Annotated in this window: 16 protein-coding genes; all 16 read right to left on the bottom strand. The window is 63.4% G+C overall.

The window, feature by feature from the left end; translation table 11 throughout:
• Window positions 1–112: 112 nt before the first annotated feature.
• The 16 genes from cas2 to ABWU19_RS10640 all read right to left on the bottom strand — a co-directional run bounded on the left by cas2 (window position 113) and on the right by ABWU19_RS10640 (window position 17791).
• Window positions 113–412, bottom strand: a complete 300-nt coding sequence (cas2, locus tag ABWU19_RS10715) for a CRISPR-associated endonuclease Cas2 (RefSeq protein WP_435901678.1) — start codon at window positions 410–412, stop codon at window positions 113–115.
• A 2-nt stretch (window positions 413–414) separates the two neighbouring features.
• Entirely contained in the window at window positions 415–1434 is a 1020-nt protein-coding gene (cas1c, locus tag ABWU19_RS10710) for a type I-C CRISPR-associated endonuclease Cas1c (protein ID WP_435901677.1), read from the bottom strand.
• Window positions 1431–2087, bottom strand: coding sequence for a CRISPR-associated protein Cas4 (gene cas4 / locus ABWU19_RS10705; protein WP_435901676.1), 657 nt, complete (start codon window positions 2085–2087; stop codon window positions 1431–1433). The genes cas1c and cas4 overlap by 4 nt, the downstream gene beginning before the upstream one ends.
• A 72-nt stretch (window positions 2088–2159) precedes the next feature.
• A complete protein-coding gene (locus ABWU19_RS10700; protein ID WP_435901675.1) occupies window positions 2160–3218 on the bottom strand; it encodes a putative CRISPR-associated protein in 1059 nt (352 codons plus the stop codon).
• A 2-nt stretch (window positions 3219–3220) separates the two neighbouring features.
• Entirely contained in the window at window positions 3221–4210 is a 990-nt protein-coding gene (gene cmr6 / locus ABWU19_RS10695; protein ID WP_435901674.1) for a type III-B CRISPR module RAMP protein Cmr6, read from the bottom strand.
• The gene (gene cmr5, locus ABWU19_RS10690) at window positions 4200–4595 is read right to left on the bottom strand and encodes a type III-B CRISPR module-associated protein Cmr5 (protein WP_435901673.1); all 396 of its coding nucleotides are present in this window, start codon (window positions 4593–4595) and stop codon (window positions 4200–4202) included. Before cmr5 ends, cmr6 begins: the two co-directional genes overlap by 11 nt.
• A complete protein-coding gene (gene cmr4 / locus ABWU19_RS10685) occupies window positions 4592–5386 on the bottom strand; it encodes a type III-B CRISPR module RAMP protein Cmr4 (RefSeq protein WP_435901672.1) in 795 nt (264 codons plus the stop codon). Before cmr4 ends, cmr5 begins: the two co-directional genes overlap by 4 nt.
• Window positions 5387–5388: 2 nt before the next feature.
• Window positions 5389–6519, bottom strand: a complete 1131-nt coding sequence (locus tag ABWU19_RS10680; protein ID WP_435901671.1) for a type III-B CRISPR module-associated Cmr3 family protein — start codon at window positions 6517–6519, stop codon at window positions 5389–5391.
• Window positions 6512–7984, bottom strand: coding sequence for a type III-B CRISPR-associated protein Cas10/Cmr2 (cas10, locus tag ABWU19_RS10675; RefSeq protein ID WP_435901670.1), 1473 nt, complete (start codon window positions 7982–7984; stop codon window positions 6512–6514). Before cas10 ends, ABWU19_RS10680 begins: the two co-directional genes overlap by 8 nt.
• Entirely contained in the window at window positions 7981–9204 is a 1224-nt protein-coding gene (gene cmr1 / locus ABWU19_RS10670; RefSeq protein WP_435901669.1) for a type III-B CRISPR module RAMP protein Cmr1, read from the bottom strand. Before cmr1 ends, cas10 begins: the two co-directional genes overlap by 4 nt.
• The gene (cas7c, locus tag ABWU19_RS10665; protein ID WP_435901668.1) at window positions 9197–10180 is read right to left on the bottom strand and encodes a type I-C CRISPR-associated protein Cas7/Csd2; all 984 of its coding nucleotides are present in this window, start codon (window positions 10178–10180) and stop codon (window positions 9197–9199) included. Before cas7c ends, cmr1 begins: the two co-directional genes overlap by 8 nt.
• Window positions 10177–12027 carry a type I-C CRISPR-associated protein Cas8c/Csd1 gene (gene cas8c / locus ABWU19_RS10660; RefSeq protein ID WP_435901667.1) on the bottom strand — a complete coding sequence of 617 codons (1851 nt, stop codon included), beginning with the start codon at window positions 12025–12027 and terminating at the stop codon, window positions 10177–10179. Before cas8c ends, cas7c begins: the two co-directional genes overlap by 4 nt.
• Window positions 12027–12773, bottom strand: coding sequence for a type I-C CRISPR-associated protein Cas5c (gene cas5c, locus ABWU19_RS10655; protein WP_435901666.1), 747 nt, complete (start codon window positions 12771–12773; stop codon window positions 12027–12029). The genes cas8c and cas5c overlap by 1 nt, the downstream gene beginning before the upstream one ends.
• A 14-nt stretch (window positions 12774–12787) precedes the next feature.
• Window positions 12788–16054, bottom strand: coding sequence for a CRISPR-associated endonuclease Cas3'' (locus ABWU19_RS10650; protein WP_435901665.1), 3267 nt, complete (start codon window positions 16052–16054; stop codon window positions 12788–12790).
• A 116-nt stretch (window positions 16055–16170) separates the two neighbouring features.
• On the bottom strand, window positions 16171–17169 hold the full coding sequence (locus ABWU19_RS10645; protein ID WP_435901664.1) for a tetratricopeptide repeat protein: 999 nt from the start codon (window positions 17167–17169) through the stop codon (window positions 16171–16173).
• A complete protein-coding gene (locus ABWU19_RS10640; protein ID WP_435901663.1) occupies window positions 17111–17791 on the bottom strand; it encodes a hypothetical protein in 681 nt (226 codons plus the stop codon). Before ABWU19_RS10640 ends, ABWU19_RS10645 begins: the two co-directional genes overlap by 59 nt.
• Window positions 17792–18209: the final 418 nt, after the last annotated feature.

Here is an 18209-nt window from a genome sequence, read left to right as displayed (position 1 = left end):
GGTGGGGCAAATGTGGGTTTTCAATGTCCCCTAGCCGGTTTCTCGGCTTGCGCGAACCCCCCTGGGTTTTGGCACTTGCTTGGGGTTCGCGCAAAGCAAGTGCCAGGGTGGGCTAGACCACCAGCGGGTCGTCGAAGTCGGTGTACCTGTCCTGGCCGTGTACCCGCAGGCATTTTTGGCGGCCTCCGGGCAGGGTGTAGATACGCAGGCTGTCTTTGTCGGGCTCGATGATTTTGAGCAGTTTGGCTTCCAGGTCCTCGAGCTGCGCCCGCGTAACGCGGCACTCAAACACCGACATCTGCACCCGCTGCCCAAAGTTTTTGCAGACCTTGGCTACCCGGGCCAGCCGGGTCTGACCATCTTCGGAGGTAACGTTGACGTCGTAGGTCACCAGAATGTCCAGACGTTCCATGTTCACCTCCCCACAAACGGCAGATACTGGGGCAGGTCGCCCCGCAGGTAGCGGGCCAGCAAGCGGGCCTGGATGTGCGGCAGCAACCCAACCGGCACAGGTTCCTTGAACAAGGGGTGCTGCACGGTCTCTTGCCGGCGGCTCTGGAAGGCCGTAATCACCATCTTGCGGCCCTCCTCGCTCAAGAGCACCGCGCCGCCGGGGCGGGCTTCAAAGTGTTCGGGGCTGAGCTGCTTGCGGTTCAAAAGCGAGAGGGCCAGCCGGTCGGCCCACCAGGCCCGAAACTCCTCCATCAGGTCGAGGGCCAGGGCGTTGCGTCCGGGCCGCAGGGCGTGCAGAAAGCCCCCCTGGGGGTCGAGCCCCACCCCTTCCAGTGCTGCCGTGCACTGGGTAACCAAGAGCGCGTACACAAAGCCCAGCAGGGCGTTCACGGGGTCGCGCGGGGGGCGTTTGTTGCGCCCTTCAAAGCGAAACTCGCCCGAGAGCAAGAGGTCGCCAAAGGCGGCAAAGTAGGCGCTGGCGGCGCTGCCCTCGAGGCCCCGCACCTCGTCCACCGAGCGGGCCTGCGGAAGCTGGCGCAGAGCGGCCTCGTGCTCGTACAGGGCCAGGGCCAGGGCCTCCGTCTCGCCGCGCTCCCGAACCGCCCGTTGCAAGACCAGGCGGGCGTTCTTTAGCTTGCCCTCCACAAAGCGCTGGGACAAATAAAGGCGGCTTTTGGGGTTGTCCAGGGCGCGGTACTGGGCCTGCCGCAGCAGCACATTGCCCGAAACCGCTCCCGCCAGTCGGCCAAAAAACCGCCCCGACTCGCTAAACCAGCTCACCTCGAGGCCCTCCTCGGCGCAGCGGGCCAGCAAAAAGGGCGAGATCAGCACATTGCCAAACACCGACAGCCCCCCCAGGTGGTGCAGCGGCACGTTGCGTAAGGTTACGTCCTCGTGCTGGATGCGCAGGGTATCGCCCTCGAGGCGCAGGTACACGCCCTGGGTTTGAATGTAGAGGGTGTTCAACAATTCGCTGTTCATGGCCTTTGTTGGGCTTGCCAGGCCTGCAGGGCTTGCGGTACTTCCGGCATACATACCCCCAGGAGGGAGCAGTGTTTGCAGCGCTCGTCGGCAGCAGGTGGGGGCAGGCGCTCTTGCTGCAAGAGCTTACGCAGGGCGCTGATGGTAGCCAGGGTAGCGGCCCGCAGCTCGGGGGTAAACTTCACCTCGCGGCGACGCTGGCTGGCCTTGCTGAACAACGCCCCCTCCATCACGCTCTGGCCGAACATCTCCTCCAGGCACAAGGCCTGGGCGCATAGCTGCACCTCGGCGGCCTGGCGGGCCAGCTCGCGGGGCCACCTTCTGCCCACCTTGTACTCCACCGGATAGGGCCTGCCCTCCACAAACTCCACCACGTCGGCCCGGCCCGTAAGCCCCAGCCGCTCCGACCACAGCGGCAGTCCGCGTTCCACCCAGACCCCCTCGCGCAGCAGGCCCTGCGGTATATCTACGTTCTCGTGGGCGCGCGTACCGCGCAGGGTGAACTCGTTGTCTTCCCACTCGCCCTCGAGCAGAATCAAGGCCGCCCGGCGGGGGCAGTAGGTGTACTGGGCCAGGGCGCTGATGGGCAGGGGTTCAACTTGCTGGGGTGGGGCGGGGGTTATCTCGGGGAATAATTGGTCTAAATCTTCCATCTGATATCACCTCTGTGCTCGAGAGGCCAGGAGGATGGGCAGTGTGGGCACAAATACCTCCGCAATGGGCGGCTAGCCTTCCCAAAGGGTGAAGTCCTGGGGCGGGTAGTCACGCCAGTAAAAGCCTTCCTGGCAAAACTTCTCGTACTCGGGGCCGTGGCGGGTCAGGGCAAACACATACAGCTTCCCGTCCTTTTCGGCGTAAAAAAGCCGCTCATCCACCTTGCCTTTGGGGTAGCCCAGGGCATCGCCCCCGCCGCTCTTGAGCTCGCTGGTGGCCGCCCGGTTGGGCAGGCGCAGGCGCTGTAGCAGCTTGCGGTAGCGTTCCTGGGTGGCAGGCTCGAGGCCCTCTAGCGCGCGTCGGGCTTTGCTGGAAAGATAGACCGGAACGCTCTGGGCTTGCTCGAGCTCGTTCTTGAAGGCTTCCAGGTAGGCTTCGCCCAGCGGTGAGAGGCCCTGGTAGACCTGCCCGTCCAGCTCGAACTCCTCCAGCAGCACCTGGGCCTCCTCGGGCAGCAAAGCGGCCCTGGGCTCGGCTTCGGCTTTGGGCCGCAGCCCACCCTCACCCGCGCTTAGCCACTCGAAAAAGTCGGCGTACCAGACAAACAAGCTGCTGTCCCAGCCGATAGGGGTAGGCGGAAGGATGGCAATTTCTTTGAACTGCTCGTGAATGTAACAGACCGGAACCTTGAAGACCAGCCCCAGCACGGTAGCGTAGGAAATCTCGGCCTTGAAGCCCCCGGTGGCGTTGATGATCACCTCTCTTTGCCTCCGGGCCGCCTTGCGAATCTCTCCCGCCAGTGTGCGTACAAAGTTTTTCAGACCAAAGTCCACGAAGCCCTGGGCCTCGTAGGCCAGGCCGGCAATTTCGACCAGGCCGCAAGGCACCCCTTTTTGCTGCCAGTATTGCTGCAACAGTTGAGCAGCCTTGCGGCCTTCCTCGGTGGCGCTGTGCAGCAGTACAATTTCGTCGCCCGGTTGCAGGACGCGCAACAGCGAGTTGGTCTCGGCACTGGCCGCTTTGGGCTCCCGATCTATATAGGCCAGGATTTCCTGATCCGAAACCAGCCCCTCCCGCTTGGCGTTGCTGAGCAGGCTGGTGCCGACGGTGGTAAGGATGACGGTGCTCACGCTTATTCCTCCAAAAGCTGCTTTATTTCTGCGTGCTGTGGGTTTTTGCTGGGGTTCCAGACCTTCCACTCCTGCAGGTGGTGCTGCAGGGCTTCCAGGGTGGGCATACGCAAAACCTTGGGCTTGCCGCGTAGCTCCTGTAGGAAGTAGTTCAGTTCGCCGCGCTCGTTGGCGGGCTTAATTCTGCTGATGCGGCTCTGGTGCTGGGCTAAAAGCTCGAGGCCCTGCTCATACTCGGACTTGGGCCGGGGGGGTAGCTGCACCTGGAAGTAGCCGTAGCCCGCATTGGTTTTGCCCCCTAAGCCCAGGTTTTCCAGGCCCCACTTGAGTAGCTCTGCGGCAGTGTGAAGCCAGACCTCGGCGATTTGCGAACTGCTCGAGAGGGCAATGCAAAACTTTACGCCGGGTTTTACTGATAAGAAACTCACTGGATTGGGGTCGTCGAAGTCGCTGGGCCATGTGTCGTTAGCACCGCGCTTGCTGTAGTAATCCGGGTGGTGCACGGTGATCACATCTTTCTGAAAAGGCTGCTTGCTGCTGGAGTCCAGCCAGCCATCCCAGTAGACCAGGTAGGCCACGTTGCCCTGGGTTTTACGCTTAGGGTCGGGGCCTTCGCCCAGCAAAACTGCTTTCTCCTGCGGGCTAAGGCCAAAGTGGTCGGCAGCCCGGCGCACCAGCCCCTTGAGTGCGCTGCCCGGCAGATAGGGTGTGCCGTAGGTGTGGTGGATGGTTAGGCCATTCTCGATGGGGCTGGCATTGCCCAGGCCAATGGCCAGGGGGGTGCGGGTGGTGGCTTCGAGGAAAATTGCTTCGGGAAGAGCAGCCTTCCAGCATTCGAAGGCCTCTTTGTAGGTTGGGCTGATGGGGGTTTGGGTAATGACCTCGATCAGCTCCCTGGCGGCTGCTTTCTGCTCATCATGGGCACGCAAATAGCGTTGCAGGGCCAGGCCTGCGTTGGTGGGTGGGGGAAGGTTGAGACGGCTAGCTCGCATGATCTTCACCTGCTTTTACCTTGAGTACGCTCACTGTAAAGCGCTTGAAGTACACCCAGGCGTCCAGCACCCGCCGGGTGTGGTGCATATAGGTTGGGGTCGGTATCGACTGTAGATGCTGTAGCAGGTTGCCCTCCACACCCAGAATGACCCCGAGGTGCTCGAGCAATTTCTGGTGCGCCCTGGCCCGGCTGCCTTCGCCACTGGCCTTATCGGCGCTATAGGCCACCGCCTGGCACAGCCCGCTTTGCATCACCATCACCGGGAAGTTGTGGCACAGACCGCCGTAAATTCGCTTGAGTTCGGGGTCGGCCCCTTCCAGGCTGCTTACGAGTTCCAGCGCCAGCTTCATGTCTTTCTGGCTCCTGGTTAAGGGCTGGCTCATGGCTGCCCACCCCCCAGCCGCCGCAGTAAACCGCGGCCCACGCTGGCTTTGCCGCCAATCTGGAGGTAGCGGCTTTTTTCTAGCTCGCTGAAGTGCTGCGGGTCTTTGGCGATGGCGAAGCAGGTGAATACCGTCTCGGCAGGGATGGCTTCTTCGTACCACAAAGCCCCGTTGGCTACGGTCTTGCTTTCGCTTTCCAGGCGCACTCGAGCGATGACCTCGAGGCCGGTCTGGCAAAAGTAGCTAAACACATCGTTGCTTACCAGAGCAAAGCGCTCGATAAAGTAAGGCTCCTCTTTTCCAAACACCACCTGGCTCATGGCTTTAGCCAGCGCCTCAGCGGGGCCCTTCACCTTGAGGTCAATGTCCTCCAAAATCACCTGGTTGTTGTGCTGGATGGCGCTTCCGGCCAGGGCCTGCTCGCCCTCTACGTTTGCTAGGGGCAAGTTGAACGGCCTGCCCAGGGCCGCCGCGTCGCGCTCGAGGCGCTGCAACACCAGCGGGCAGGTAATCAGGGCAAAGGTACCAGCATACGAGCGCACCGGCAGCAGCAACAGGCGGGCATCGGTGAGGGTCAGCTCGCCCATCTGCTCAAGCGAACCAAAAACCTTATTGGTCGCTTCGTCTGTACGTCCATCGCGCAACACGCCCTTGAGGCTGCTGGCGGGAATCACCGGAAAACCGGTGGCGGCCTCACGGGCGACCGGAAGGTCAATCACGCTGCTCGAGTCCTGCCCGGTGCCGGGATGCACCGGCGTAAGGGCCTGCCAGAAAATAGCTTTTGCTTCCATGTTTAGCACACTCCCCATAACGCAAGGCCAAAGCCGTCTTTGCGGTCTTGTTCGTGGTCACTGACCGGGCGCAGCCAGCTCTCTAGCAGTCGGCTGGGGTCGCCCTCTTCTACCTCAAAGAAGTACACACTGCCTGCTGGAACCATCCAGCGCACAGGCCGGGGCTTCCGCTCGCGCAGGCTCCAGCCGCTCACCGGCTCGCGCCGGCCCACCGCAGCGGCCACCAGCTTTAGCCGAACCGTACCCACCCCCGCAGGTAGGTTCATCTGCCCGAACTTATCCAGCCAACCCGGCCTCCAGCCGCCCTCAAACAGCGCCGGGGTAGCCAGCACCATTCGCAGCATGGAACCTCGGCCCAGCCGTGCATAGGCCTCTTTGATTTCAGCCGGGCAGTCGAACCAGTACTCGCTTAGCTTGGCATTGGGGTAAGCCATTACCCGTACCGGGCGGGACTCACCCCCCAGGTAGCCCAGAGGTTCGGGCTCCTGGCCTTCAGGTAGCCTGACCCTGGCCCGGATGCTCCAGCTATGGTGCTGGCCTTCCTCGAGGCTCTCCAGGGCCTTGTACGTCACACTGTACAGCACGCCCTCGTTGGCCTTTCCGGTGGCCGGGTCAATGCCCACGTGTATGCGGGTCTCCTCGGGCAAGCCCCCTATCTTCTGGGGAACCACCTCCTGGCCCAACAGCCAGCGGGTCAGGTCGTCTGCCGTCCAGAAGTTATAGCCGCTTTCGGGCTTGATGTCCTCGGTCACCTCGAGGGGCAGCAGACCCTCCGGCAGGTCGCACCCGTACCCGGTCTCGAGGGCTTTGGGCAGGAGCCGCATCACCTGCAAGCTCTTGCCATTTTTGTAGACCACCGCATCGCGTGGGGCGGGCAGCACAAACTGCCCCCCGCGAACCAGCAGCGGCGCACAAACCTGAAGCCCGTGCAGGTTTTGCAGGGTTTGGGGGTCGTCGAAGGAGAGGCCCTGCCTCTTGCCTACCTGTGTGCGGACGAAGCCCGCCACCGTGCTGGGTAGTGGCAGGGGCAGGCTCCGGGCTGCGGTTTCGCTGCCCTCGGCAGCAGCGAAGGGCCGCCCATCGCGCCAGAGCAAGGGGGCTAAAGCTTGGATTTCCAGCACACGTTCAGGCACGGGACACCTCCGGTTTTTCCTCGGTCTTTATGCCGCTCAGGAAGCGGGCAATCACCAGCTGGTCGGCATAGGTAAGGAGATCCTGGCGGGACTCAAACAGGGGAAGTCGAAGGTTCTTGCGCTCTTTGCGGCCCAGAATGCGCTCGGCCTCGGCCTGCAAATAAGCCACGTTCATCTCCGGCTGCCACTCCCGGCCTAGCTCCCGCAGCTCGTAGGCCAGCCCTTGGGTAAGGTCGCCCTGGGCGAAGGACTGGAGCAGCTCGAGCCAGCGCAGGTTGTCCCAGCGGCGCACCACCGTAGTGGGGATGCCACCGCGGGTATGCAGGGCTACCGCCAGGGCATCGCGCCCGCCGTTTTTGGCGGCTTTTTCGGCCTCTTTGGCGTTTTTCAACGAGATCGAGAGGGGTTCACGGTAGTGAACGATAGCCACCCCCGCCGAAAGGGTGCCCTTGACCCGGTGGCGAAACTCCTTCGAGAGGTCTTTAGCGCAGGCGATGGCCTGGTTTACCGGCAAAAAGGCCAGCACATCGTCGCCCCCGGAGTAGACCATAAAGCCGCGGTACTCCAAAACTATCTTCTGGGCCTCGCGGGCGAAGTCGTCCAGTGTTTTGGAAAGCGCGCGATGGGCTTCGGGGTCGTCCTGGCGACCAATTAACTCGCCCATGCGGTCGCCGTCGGCCACCAGGATGACAAAGTAGGGCTGGGGCTCCCGGATGTGATCGTCGTCCTCACCGTAGCGCTCGTCAGGCTCTGCTTCTGGCCTCCAGGAGCGCCGGGCCATGGTACGGGTGTCCACCACTTTGTCTGAGTTCAGCACCCCATAGCAGCGTTTGAGCAAGGAGATGGCGTCCAGCTGCTCGGTAGGCTTGATGCGTAGGGGGCGGTACGAACCGTCGGGTAGGCGCACGCTCGCCTCCGCCCATCGGCGGGGGTCTATGACCGCAGCGCGGGAGGGGTCGAGGGGCGACTTGGGCACCCCGTCGTCGCTTTGCTGGGTGGGGGCAAAGTCGCGCAGGGCCTTGCGCCCGGCCAGCAGGCGTTCTACCGTCCGGCGGGCCTGGGGGTATTTCTCTTCGTCGGGTAGGGGCACCCAAGCGGCGTAGAACTCGAGGAAACTCCTTAGCTGCTCTTGGGCCCTGGCCTGGTCAATCTGGCTCTGATACGACTCCGGTAAGGACTCAATGGTCTTCTTCCAAAGGTGCTCGAGCGCTTCCTGGGCCGCTTTTTTAGCCCCTTCGGCCAGGGCTTTGGGGTCGCCCTCGACTTCGGCCAGAATCTTGTTGGCCCCGTCGGCGTTTTCGTCTGCGGGGAAGATCAGTTCCGCATGATTGCTGGTCAAATGTTTTGCCACCGCCTTACTCAGCTTTTGCAGAATCTGCGAACCCGCGTACAGGTCGGCGGTGCGACGGGCAGCGGCGATGAAGTCCTGAACGGGGCCGATGGAGATAGAGAGCAGGTGGCTCATAGGCGCACCTCCACAGCAAAGCCTTGAATTTGGGCAGCCTTGCGAAGCGCCTCGAGGGGGTCGTCAGCGCCTAGCGAATCAAGCACGGGGTCGAAGTCTGGCAGGTACAGTGCAAGTTTCTGGTCACCAATTTTGATATCTTCGGGGGTAGGCGCTTTGAGAATCACCACCGCGGGCCGTACATTTCCATCGGCAAAGGCTATGGGCTTCAGGATGACCGGCGAGGCCATACGTTTGCCCTGGGGGTGGACGGCCTCGAGGGTTCCACTAAAGCTATTCCCCAGGCGCTGGTAGACGATGGGCAGCCCTAGGTAAGGTTTTGCCAGGGCCACCTGTTCCTGGTCTTTGCTCAGGGCCAGGAGGGTTTTGTGGTCGCGCCACTTACCCCCGGCCATTGGCGTGTAAGGCATGGTTTTTCCGGTCTGAGGGTCTTCCACAAAATGCCCCTTGCGGAAGCGGGCCCAGAAGCGACCCAGCTCACGCCAAGCTGTGTGGCCCTTATAGGGGTCGCTGGGGCCCTGTTTCCAGGGCTGGCCCAGGCAGATCACCGCACCGGCCAGCAGGGTGTGTGCCGGGTTCTCTACGTGCTTGTGGGAGAACCATTCCTTTAGCTGCTCGGGCTTGTTGGGCAACCACTGTTGCAGGTCAGCCGTAACTTCCAAAGCCCCCACACCCCGCCGGGTGCGAGCCCCTACGCCGCCAAAGGCAATCCAGGCCCGCAAGGCACGGCGCAGGTGCTCTCTTTCGGCATCGGAAAGGTTTAGGGTTAGCTCGAGGCTAAACTCCACCCACTGTAGCCCGCTGGCTTCGGGAATACGTTCGGTTTTGTTTTCGTTGAATGGGTGCAGAAAAAACTTCTCCAGCGGGCCGGTTTTGGCTGTACCTCTATCCGGGACAAGCTCCGACGGTTTTACTAGTTGTCCCGCGGCCTGCTCAAGCACGCGAAGGGCTACCTTGCCATACCGCTCCGCACTCCCCCAAATCTCCTCCTCCGCTTTGAACAGTTCCTCTGCACTGGCATACTGCCCCCTCGCCGTAGCCCGCCACCAAAAGCGCAGATGCCCGCGCACGCTGGCTGCCCGCACGGGGTTTTCGGGGTCTACCGCGCGCGGGGTGGCGCTGCCGCCAAACATGGGGGTGATGGTCTTGAGCTTGAGCGTCCAGGTCTCCAAGGTAGGTGTTTTGAGTTCGGGGGGCGGAGTAGGAATGGTTCTAGGCATTTTGCCCTCCCAGCCAGGCGTCGAACTTTTCTTCGTCCCATTGGTTCAGCTCGAGCATCACCACGCCTTTAGGGAGCTTTTGGGGGTCGGCCATCATCTGGTAGTCGGCAAAGCTGCGCGGGGGTTTGCTTTCGTCTAGCCGCCGAACCGAGACCACCTCCCCCAGGTCGAGCAGGCGGTGGGCCGGGGCGCAGCCCAGCAGGGCCTGGCGCTTGTTTTGCTCGGCGTTGCCTGGATCGCCGTTGCCCACGTGCTTGAACAGGTAGAGCCGGCGGGTAGCCATATGGCCTTTGCTGGCGCTGCGGTCGTGCTCAAACATGTTCAGGAGGGCTTCCACCAGTAGCTTCAGGTCGTCCTGGCTAAAGCCGGTGCCCTGGGCCAGGTGGGCGCTGATGAAGCCTTTGGCCATATACAGGCCATAGGCCACCTGGCTTTTGCGCCCCATGGTGCGGAGTTTGTCCTCGGGCTGCCCTGCCTCCCAGCGCAGGTAGTCCTCGAGGGTCTTGGCGTTCTTTACGTCCTCGGCCACGGCCCCGCGGGTGATGCTGAACTCGGCGGGAAAGATGGGCTCGAGGCTTCTAGCAAAGGTAATCTGCACCGGCCCCCGCACCTGCCCGGCGTTGGCCCCGGTGCTCATCACCGCGCCAAAGGTGCGCACATCGAAGAACTGCCGGCACATCCAGCGGCGGGCCGCCTCCACTTTGTCTTTGGTCTTGGTTCCATCAAAACCGCCCGTCTGCAGATGCGCCTCGAAGATGGGGCGGTTCAGGTTGGTGCCGTGCTGCACAAAGATGCTGGCCCCGGCGGCCTGGGCGTAGTTGCGGATGCGCCGCTTCAGGGCTACGTCGCTTACCAGGCCGTGCCCGTCCTCGGGGTCTATGCGGGGGGCGTTGCCGCTGTCGGGGTCGCCGTTGGGGTTGCCGTCTTTTACGTCAAAAAACAGCAAAAACTCGTAGCGGTTCTGGATAGGGGTCATGCGTTCTCCTTTTCCTGGCTGGACTCGGACTTCTTGCGACTAAAGGCCAGTTGCTGGTAGTAGCCCAGGGCAAACAGGCTCTGTTCTTCCAGGCTCAAGGTGCGTGGCAGGTTCTTGCCCAGGGCCTTCCAGACCTCGGCCAGTTGGCTGTTGAACCAGTAGGCCAGGCCAGGGGCGTCTTTGGCCATCTTGGACAGGTGGTGCTGCGAGAGGCGGGTAAGGCGGCCCAGCACCAGCGAAGGCGTGCTGGAGGCAGCCCCGTAGTAGCGCTGGATCACCCCGGCGTTGATATCGGACTCGCTGGCGGCCTCCTGAATCTGGGCCAAGAGGCACATCAGGCGGCCACAGTGGTAGGCCGGGCTGGGGTGGTTCAGGTCGAGTTCGGCACTCATGCGGTAACCTCCTTTGCGGTTGTGGTAGGCCTTTAGTAGCCCCATGCGGGCGTAGATGCGGCCCAGGCTGGCGGCATCGGGCTTCTGGGCTTTGAGGGCTTCGCCAAAAGCCCCGGTCATCACCTCGGCGGTGTGGGTTTCCATGATTTTTGCTACGGCGGCGTAGGGGATGGGCAGGCGGGGGTTGAGGGCCGCGCGCCAGAGGGGGGTTTGGAGCTGCTTGATGGGTTTGAGGTAGTCGTCGAAGGTCTGCTCGGGGGTTTTGGGCCGCTGGATGCAGAGGAAAAGCCGGTTCAGGCCAGGGGGCGCGGCCAGCCGCTCGCCGTCGCGCCGCACCATAGCCAGGTCGGAGAACCAGGCCTCGACGGCGGCCACAAAGTCCTCGAGCCGGCCCGTCTGCCAGTCGCGCAGCATCACCCGGCCCGAGGCCGGGCTCATGGCGGCGGCAAAGAAGCGGGCGTTGCGCAGGGTGGGCGGGGCCTGGCCGGTTCTGAAAGCCTGCAATACCGTGCGGGCCCGCTCGAGGGCCTGTAGCTCCTCGGCCTCGCTGCTGGGGGCAAACAGCTCCCGGAAGAAGTCGTCTTCCTCGGGAATTTCCTGGTCGTACCAGACCACCACCTTCATCTCGCCCAGGGTTTCGGCTTGCTCCAAGAGGGCGTCCAGCCCGGCCCGGTAGGCGTTGGCGGCCTGCTCCTCCACCGCGGCGTTTTCGCCCTGTGAAAAGCCATACGACTCAAAAGCCTCTTTGTCGTAGGTCACCAGGGCATGGCCGAAGGCGCTCCCGCCCAGCCTGGTCACCTTGGGGTGGGTGAGGGCCGGGGTAACCAGCGCACCGGTGGCAAAGGAGGGCATAGCCCCGCTGGCTTCCGGCCTGGCAAAAGCCTGGGCCCTAAACTGCCGCCACCAGCCATGCCAGTCGGGGAAGTCCAGCACGCACTGGCCGTTCAGGAAAAACGAAATTTTGTCGGTGGGCTTGAGCTTTTCTGTGCCCTTTTTTTGGGTCTGGACCTCGAGCTTCTTCAAAAAATCCTGCACCTGCTCTGGGTCGGCCAGCGCCTGGGCGATGGGCTGTAGCAGGGGCACCTCCCTGGCGGCCAGCTCTAAGAGCAGTCGGAAGGTGGCTTGCTTTTGCAGGTTTTTGGCGTGCTCCTGAGGCTTCTTGACCACCCCCTGGGCGTCGCGCTCGGCCAGACCAAACACCACCGCGCAGGTATCGGCCAGGAAGTGCGCGGCCTGTTCGACCGAATGTCCTTGGGCGCGCAGGTAGCCGGGCAAGCCAATCATCTCGGGCTGGGAGAGGTCGGGTGCGGTCTTGGCCTGGTTGTCCAGCGGGATCAGCTCGGTAAACTGCCCCGCCGGGCTTACGCCCGCCAGCCAGCGGATCTCCTTGGTGGTAAAGCCGGGTTCGGCCCCCAGCTTCTTTTTCTGGGTGTAGGCCACCAACTGCGAAAGCATCACCCACCCCCCTTCTTGACCTGCGGGCTGGTGTAGGGCGGCACCTCGAGCACCCCCTGCACCACCTCGGCCTCGAACAGGCTGATGCGGGGTTTTTCGCCTTTATCGGGGCGCAGCGGCCCGCCGGGGCGCGCGAGGTCGAAGACGTCGTAGAGCATCCAGCCGATCTTCTCGTTGTGGTCCACAGGCTGGGCCGCCTCACCGGGCTCCACCAGCCGGAAGTAGCCGGTAAACTCGCGACAGCCCAGGTAGGGCTGGTAGATGCACTGCCCGGCGCGGGCCCGCCTTTGGAAGCTGTGCTCAATCTTCTGGCGCAGGGCGTGGTCTTCCTGGTAGAGCACGGCGTGGGCGGTCAGGCGGTAGCGCACATCTTTTAGGGCCATGGTCTGGCGCTGGGTGCGGCCTTTGGTGTCCTGGCCGGTGTCGTCGCGGGTGGCGTCGGCGTAAAGGGGCTCAAAGCTGGCGGGGTCTTTCATCCAGCCCTGGATGCTGCGCAGGCTGGCCTTCTCCTTGACCTCGTTGCGCATCAGGCTGATGTAGCGCACCGGCTTGAGCAGCTCGATGCGGATTAGCTGCCAGTACATGAGGGGCTTTTTGCTGTGGGGGTCGAAGTCTAAGTAGATGGCGTCGAAAATGCCCCGCGCCGCGCTGGGCGTAATGATGGGGTAGCTAAAGCGCTCCACCTTGAACTCTGGCCGGGTGAAGCAGGCCAGCTCTCCCCAAACCTCGAGCGTAAAACTTCGCATGGTGCCTCCTTTCGTCAAACCAGCAAACCCAAAGCCCCGCCCTCCTCCGGGGTGAAGCCCAGGGCAGGGTGGTAGAGGGCCTCTTCAGGGCAGAGGAACCAGTCGGGGGCCTCGCTTTTTTCGCGGCCATAGCGCAGGAAAACCGGCTCGAGGTAGGGCGGCACCCCTCCAGGCAAATAGTGGGGCACCGCGTAGGGCCGGGCCTGGCGAATCCAGGCGGCGCTGATGCCCTGGTCGCGGGCTTCTTGCATCAGGGCCAGGGCTTCGTCGTTGTAGGGCACCACCACGTTGACCGCTGGGGTCTCGATCAGGCGGTAGTGCCGGGCCAGCTCGGCGTAGTTTTGGGTCTGAATACAGCGCTCGATTTCTGCGTCGGATACGTCTCGAAGTCCGTAAAGGCTCTGGTAGTAGCGCTGCACGGTCTGGGGCTGGTCGAGCTCGAGGCCCCCCTCAGCCTGCAAGGCCCTGGTCAGCTGGGCGGCCTGGGCGTAGGCCCGGTCGGGGTAGCCCTCGTCCTCGGGCAAAAAAACCACCAGCCGGCCTTCTGAACGCAGGCCGTGCCGGTTGATGCGCCCGGCGGTCTGGGCGATGGCCTCCAGAGGCCCCAAAGCCCGGTAGCCCACGGGAAAATCCAGCTCCACCCCGGCCTCCACCACCTGGGTAGCCACCAGGCGGCAGGGGGCCTGCTCGCTCAGGCGCTGCTGAATCTGCTCCAGCACCTCTTTGCGGTGGGCCGGGCACAGCGCGGTGGACAGGTGGTACAGCCCTTCCTGCAAACCCTGCGCCTCGGCCTGGCGAAAAAGGGCGTGGGCCTGCCGCTTGAGGTTCAGCACCACCAGGGCCTGGGGGTCGGCCTTCAGCAGGGTGGCCAGGTAGGGCCAGGGGGTGGGGTTTTTGAGCCACCAGTCAAGCTGCACCCGCTGGCTTTGCGAAAAAAGCGCCTTTGGGTCTGGCACCATTTCCTGCGGCTGCCAGCCCTGCGGTTCGTTTTCCTGGACTTTGGCGTGCAGGGCCTCGAAGGCCGGCTGGGTGGCGGTGGCGAAGACCACCACCGAACCGTACTGGTCGCTGGCCAGGCGGGCCAGGGTTTTGAGGGTGGGCACGGCCAGGTGGGTGGGCAGGGTCTGCACCTCGTCGAAGAGCAGCACGCTGCCGGCCAGGTTGTGCAGCTTGCGGCAGGCGCCGGGCCGGTTGGCGTGCAGGCTTTCCAATAGCTGCACGCTGGTGGTGAGGATGATGGGGGCCTCCCAGTTCTCGGCCAGCAGCCTGCGCTCGCGCTCGAGCAAATCCTGCTCGTCGCTCAGCGCTTTGGAGAGGGGCCGGTAGGCCAGGCTGTGGTCTTCCAGGATGTAGTGCGGCCCAAACTCGCGGAAAAGATCACGGTAGATTTTGGCGGTCTGGTCGAGGATAGATAGATAAGGCAGCACCACCACAATGCGGCGAATGCGGGGGTCGCGCACGGCGCGCTTCAGGGCAAAGCGCAGCATGGCCAGGGTTTTGCCGGCGCCGGTGGGTGCGGTAAGGGTGAAGAGGCGACCCTCCTGCTGGGCGGCCTGGGCACAGGCCTGGGCCACGGCCTGCCGCAGTTGGCGGGTTTTTTGAGGGACGGCAGGGTCGGCGGCCAGCTCGGCCAGCCGGGCCTCGAGCCGCTCCAAAGCCCGCGCGGCCTGTAAGGGCGGGGGTTCTGGACGCAGCAGCTCGGGGCCCTGCAGGTGCCGCTCGGTGTCCAGAAAGTCGGCGTCCACCAGGGCCGAGAAAAGCATCCGGGTATCGAGCATCTGGGCCGCATTGGACTGGTACTTTTCCTGCTCTGGGCCAAGCGAAGGCAGCGCCAGGCCATCCTGCTGCAAACGTTCTTTGAGCCGCTCCAGGTCGGTCTCGCTCAGCTGCAGTTCGGCTGGGGTGCCCTGGCCGCCGCGCTTATTCAGGTTCATCTCGCGCAGGCTCTCTTTAGCCCCGCTTTGCAGCCCGATGTGGTGGCCCTGAATGGCCAGGGCTACCTCGGGCTGGCGCAGCTCGAACAGAGCCAGGTGGGCCCCCGCCGACCAGTGGTCGAGGCCCTTTTGCTTGCCCTCCAGCCGCTGCTGGAAGAGGTCGCCATATTTGCCCAGGTCGTGCAGTTTACCGGCCAGCTCGGCTTTCTGCGAGGCGCCAAAAGGGGCGGCTTTTTGTGCTGCCAGCCGGGCTACCTCTGTGGCGTGCTCGCGCAGGGTCTGCCAGCGGGTGCGGTCGTGGTGGGAGTGGGCCCAGTAGACCTTGGGCGCGCCTAGCCACTGGGGGCTATATAGCTCCAGCACCTGCCGGGCCTCGTGCAGCCAGGCCTGCCGCAGGCTATCGGGCTTCAGAACCTCCACCCGCGGCCCCCAGCTTTGTATCCAGGGTAGCAGCTCGAGGGGGAATTGGTTTTGATCAGTGCCGACGGTAATTTGAACGAGAGTGCTGCCACCCTCGAGCTGCTCTAGGATCTGCAGGTTGGGGTAACCCCCCTCCCGGATGCGCTCGCTGGCCTCCGGGCTGAAGCGAAGCAGTACCTCAAGCGGCTGCTCGCTTGACACAATACCCCAGGCGCTGGAAAGGTACTGGCCGGGGTCGAAGTCTTCGGGAATGGTGTAGGTAACCTCGAGCAGGCGGGGCCGCTGGATGCGCTCGAGCTTGTAGGTTTTGAGGTTGTCCCGGTAGTGGATGCCCCGGCCATACAGGCGGTCTTTGCCGATGAGGTAGACCGCCATGTTGGCGCGGGAAACCTCGATAAAGTAAATCTCCAGCTCGACCTTAAAGGTTCGCTGCTGTGGGATGCGGTACTCGAAAGCCACCACCCTGCGCTCCAGCCAGCCCTGGGTGAGGGTCTCGAGGTTGGCCCCGCTCAGGCTGGGGGGGCGCACGGCGAGCGCCGAAATGCTTTTGAGGGCCAGGGCCTTGAGGGGCTCGGGCAGGTGCTTGACCAGCTTGCGTAGCGCCTCCTGATAGGCCCTGTTGCTGCCCGGTGAGTGGTGCGCCAGCATGCGGGTAGCGATAAAAGCCACCACCGTTTCGGTCGGGCTAAGTTGCTCCTGCACCTCGATGTGGTAGGTGCTGTGCAGGGTGTCGTGCATGAAGCGGAGCCCCAGCTGTGCGGCCAGGGCCTTTACTTCGTTCAGGTAGTCGAAGATGGCCCGCTCGCCCAGGCCCAGCTCCTGACGCAGTTCGCCAGGCTTCCAGGGCTTCTGCTGCAACAGCTCGAGCAGCCTGAGCAGCCGAAGGGCCTTGTTCTGGTGGTAGCTGAGGTCTGGCTGGCTAAACATACCGACACCAGAACCTTAGCAAACCCCCATCCAGCGCTCGTCCATTTACTAAAAATCAACCCATTTTTTATTAGAAAATCTGAGTCTGCTACGCTCAATAAGCGCACCAGAAGGGCCTACACCACCAGCCACTGCTGCCGCCACTCCTCCACCCATTCGCTGTAGTAGCCGGGCATAAAGATTTGGGCTGGGTCTTCGGCGTTGGGGAAGGGGTCGCCTTTGGGCTCGAGGTCGCAGATCCACTCTGCGCGGGGGTCGAGGCAATACACCCCGCCGCAGCTTTGAATGCTATCTTTCCAGCCCAGGGCCTGGCGCAGTTTATCGATGTTCCCCCACAGGGCCTTGCGGGGGTTCTTGTTGCGGGGGTTGCCCAGCCGATCCACCAGCAGTTCCACGCTGGCCTGCTTGCCCTGCACCAGCATGAACACCAGCAGCTCGCCCATCTTGCTGACCGCCGGAATGGGCACCGGACGGCCATTGACCCGCACCTCGAGCCGCCCAAAAGGCTCTACCTCCACGCGAAAACGCTCGGGCTGGGGAACCAGCCCCGGTATCTGGGCCAGCCCCGGAAAGCAGCCCAGTTCTTCACGCACCCAAAGGTTTTGCGGGTTTAGCCCTGCCAGCAGTTTTTGGGCCTGCTGCTCGTTGCCCCAGCGGCGGGCCAGTTCGGCCTCGATGACCTGCAACACCACCTGGCCGCGCTCGCTCAGCTTGCGTTCCTGTCGCAAGCTTTGCAGCCTGGGAAGGCTCTTGAGCACACTTTCTTGCTCCCCCAGCATCAGGTGGGCGGCGGCCAGGTCGGCCTCGAGCCAGACTTCTTGGGGCTGGAGCTGCCGGGCCTGGATGAGCTTGGGCAGGGCCTCCTCCACGCGCCCCATCAGCCGCAGGGTGTGCCCCCAGCCCCACAGCGCCGAGTGTTTGTCGTTGGAATCGGTCGAGAACCTGAGGGCTTGCCGGTAACTATCCAGGGCGCGCTCCCACTCCCCCAGGCCCCGCCGCACGGCCCCGAGACCCATCAGGGCCTGGGCGCGGAAGGCCCGGGCAGTTTCTTTGCGGCTAAGGCGCAGGGCTTCCAGCAGGTGCTGCTCGGCCTTGTGGGGCTGGTCGTTGAGCATGGCAAAGCCCAGGTTGTTGTGGGCCCAGGCCCGGTAGTAGGGGTCGTGCTCGAGGTAGGCCAGGGCTTCGCCCCCAGCACACCACCGCGGCGCTCCGCTTTCCCAGGTGGTTCAAAAACCAGCCCCGATCCAGCAACATGCGTCCCAGGGCGCTGCCATGCAGGTGGGCCCGCGCTTGGTCGAACACCTCGAGCCAGTCTGTCGCACCCGTCCAGAACAGGGCCTCCCCCTTGGTGCGGTAAAAGATGCTCCAGTCGAGGCTGGTGGCAGGGGCGGCCTCTTCCAGGGTTTGCAAGGCCTGCTGGTACTGCCCCAGCCGAACCTGGGCCCAGGCCTGGTACACCCTCAGGGCGGGGTCTGGGGATTGGGGGGCCAGCAGGCTCAAAATTTCCTCGGGCTGGCGCGCGCGGCAAAGGGTTTGCACATACAGCCGCCGGGCCGTGGGGTGTTGCATGAGCTCTGGCGGCAGGTTTCGCATCCGGGCCAGCAGCTCCTGGGCCTGCTGGTGGGTGCTGCACTGCTCAAAAAGGCTGTGCAAAAGCCCGAGGGAAGGTTCGTGATGTCCGGCATCGAGCAAAGCCTGTAGGCTCAGCCAGACTTCTGGGGGCAAAGGCTTTGACACACCGCCATCTTACCTGTAAATAGGCCAGCAGAGGGGTTAAACGCCCCTCTGCCCGTCCGTGTTGCAGGGCCTAACCCCCAGTGCCCAGCTTGGGCCGATCGTCGCCTTCTGCGAAGCTCGGCAAAACATGCTTAGCCGGGCTTGCCACAAGTGGCACAGCCAGCAACAACACCAGCAAGAGCGCTGCTACTGCCTTCGTCCAACCAAATTGCCCAGAGCCGATTACACCTGGATTGAGTGTGTGAAGTTTCGTTTTCACACCTCCAGGCTCGGAGGGGGTACTGCGCGATTTGTGCAGGGTGGTGTACCCTATGCCCTAAGAATCTGCGCGAACCCCAAGCAAGTGCCAAAACCCAGGGGGGTTCGCGCAAGCCGAGAAACCGGCTAGGGGACATTGAAAACCCACATTTGCCCCACC

It is taken from the genome of Meiothermus cerbereus, assembly GCF_051297115.1.
GTDB lineage: Bacteria > Deinococcota > Deinococci > Deinococcales > Thermaceae > Meiothermus > Meiothermus cerbereus_A.
The sequence above is the reverse complement of the archived record's forward strand: the minus strand, read 5'-3'. Positions and strand labels throughout refer to the sequence as shown.

Coding starts and splice junctions, on each gene's coding strand:
- cas2 (WP_435901678.1), bottom strand. CDS start 412: ATGGAACGTCTGGACATTCTGGTGACCTACGACGTCAACGTTACCTCC.
- cas1c (WP_435901677.1), bottom strand. CDS start 1,434: ATGAACAGCGAATTGTTGAACACCCTCTACATTCAAACCCAGGGCGTG.
- cas4 (WP_435901676.1), bottom strand. CDS start 2,087: ATGGAAGATTTAGACCAATTATTCCCCGAGATAACCCCCGCCCCACCC.
- cmr6 (WP_435901674.1), bottom strand. CDS start 4,210: ATGCGAGCTAGCCGTCTCAACCTTCCCCCACCCACCAACGCAGGCCTG.
- cmr5 (WP_435901673.1), bottom strand. CDS start 4,595: ATGAGCCAGCCCTTAACCAGGAGCCAGAAAGACATGAAGCTGGCGCTG.
- cmr4 (WP_435901672.1), bottom strand. CDS start 5,386: ATGGAAGCAAAAGCTATTTTCTGGCAGGCCCTTACGCCGGTGCATCCC.
- cas10 (WP_435901670.1), bottom strand. CDS start 7,984: ATGAGCCACCTGCTCTCTATCTCCATCGGCCCCGTTCAGGACTTCATC.
- cmr1 (WP_435901669.1), bottom strand. CDS start 9,204: ATGCCTAGAACCATTCCTACTCCGCCCCCCGAACTCAAAACACCTACC.
- cas7c (WP_435901668.1), bottom strand. CDS start 10,180: ATGACCCCTATCCAGAACCGCTACGAGTTTTTGCTGTTTTTTGACGTA.
- cas8c (WP_435901667.1), bottom strand. CDS start 12,027: ATGCTTTCGCAGTTGGTGGCCTACACCCAGAAAAAGAAGCTGGGGGCC.
- cas5c (WP_435901666.1), bottom strand. CDS start 12,773: ATGCGAAGTTTTACGCTCGAGGTTTGGGGAGAGCTGGCCTGCTTCACC.
- ABWU19_RS10650 (WP_435901665.1), bottom strand. CDS start 16,054: ATGTTTAGCCAGCCAGACCTCAGCTACCACCAGAACAAGGCCCTTCGG.
- ABWU19_RS10645 (WP_435901664.1), bottom strand. CDS start 17,169: ATGCTCAACGACCAGCCCCACAAGGCCGAGCAGCACCTGCTGGAAGCC.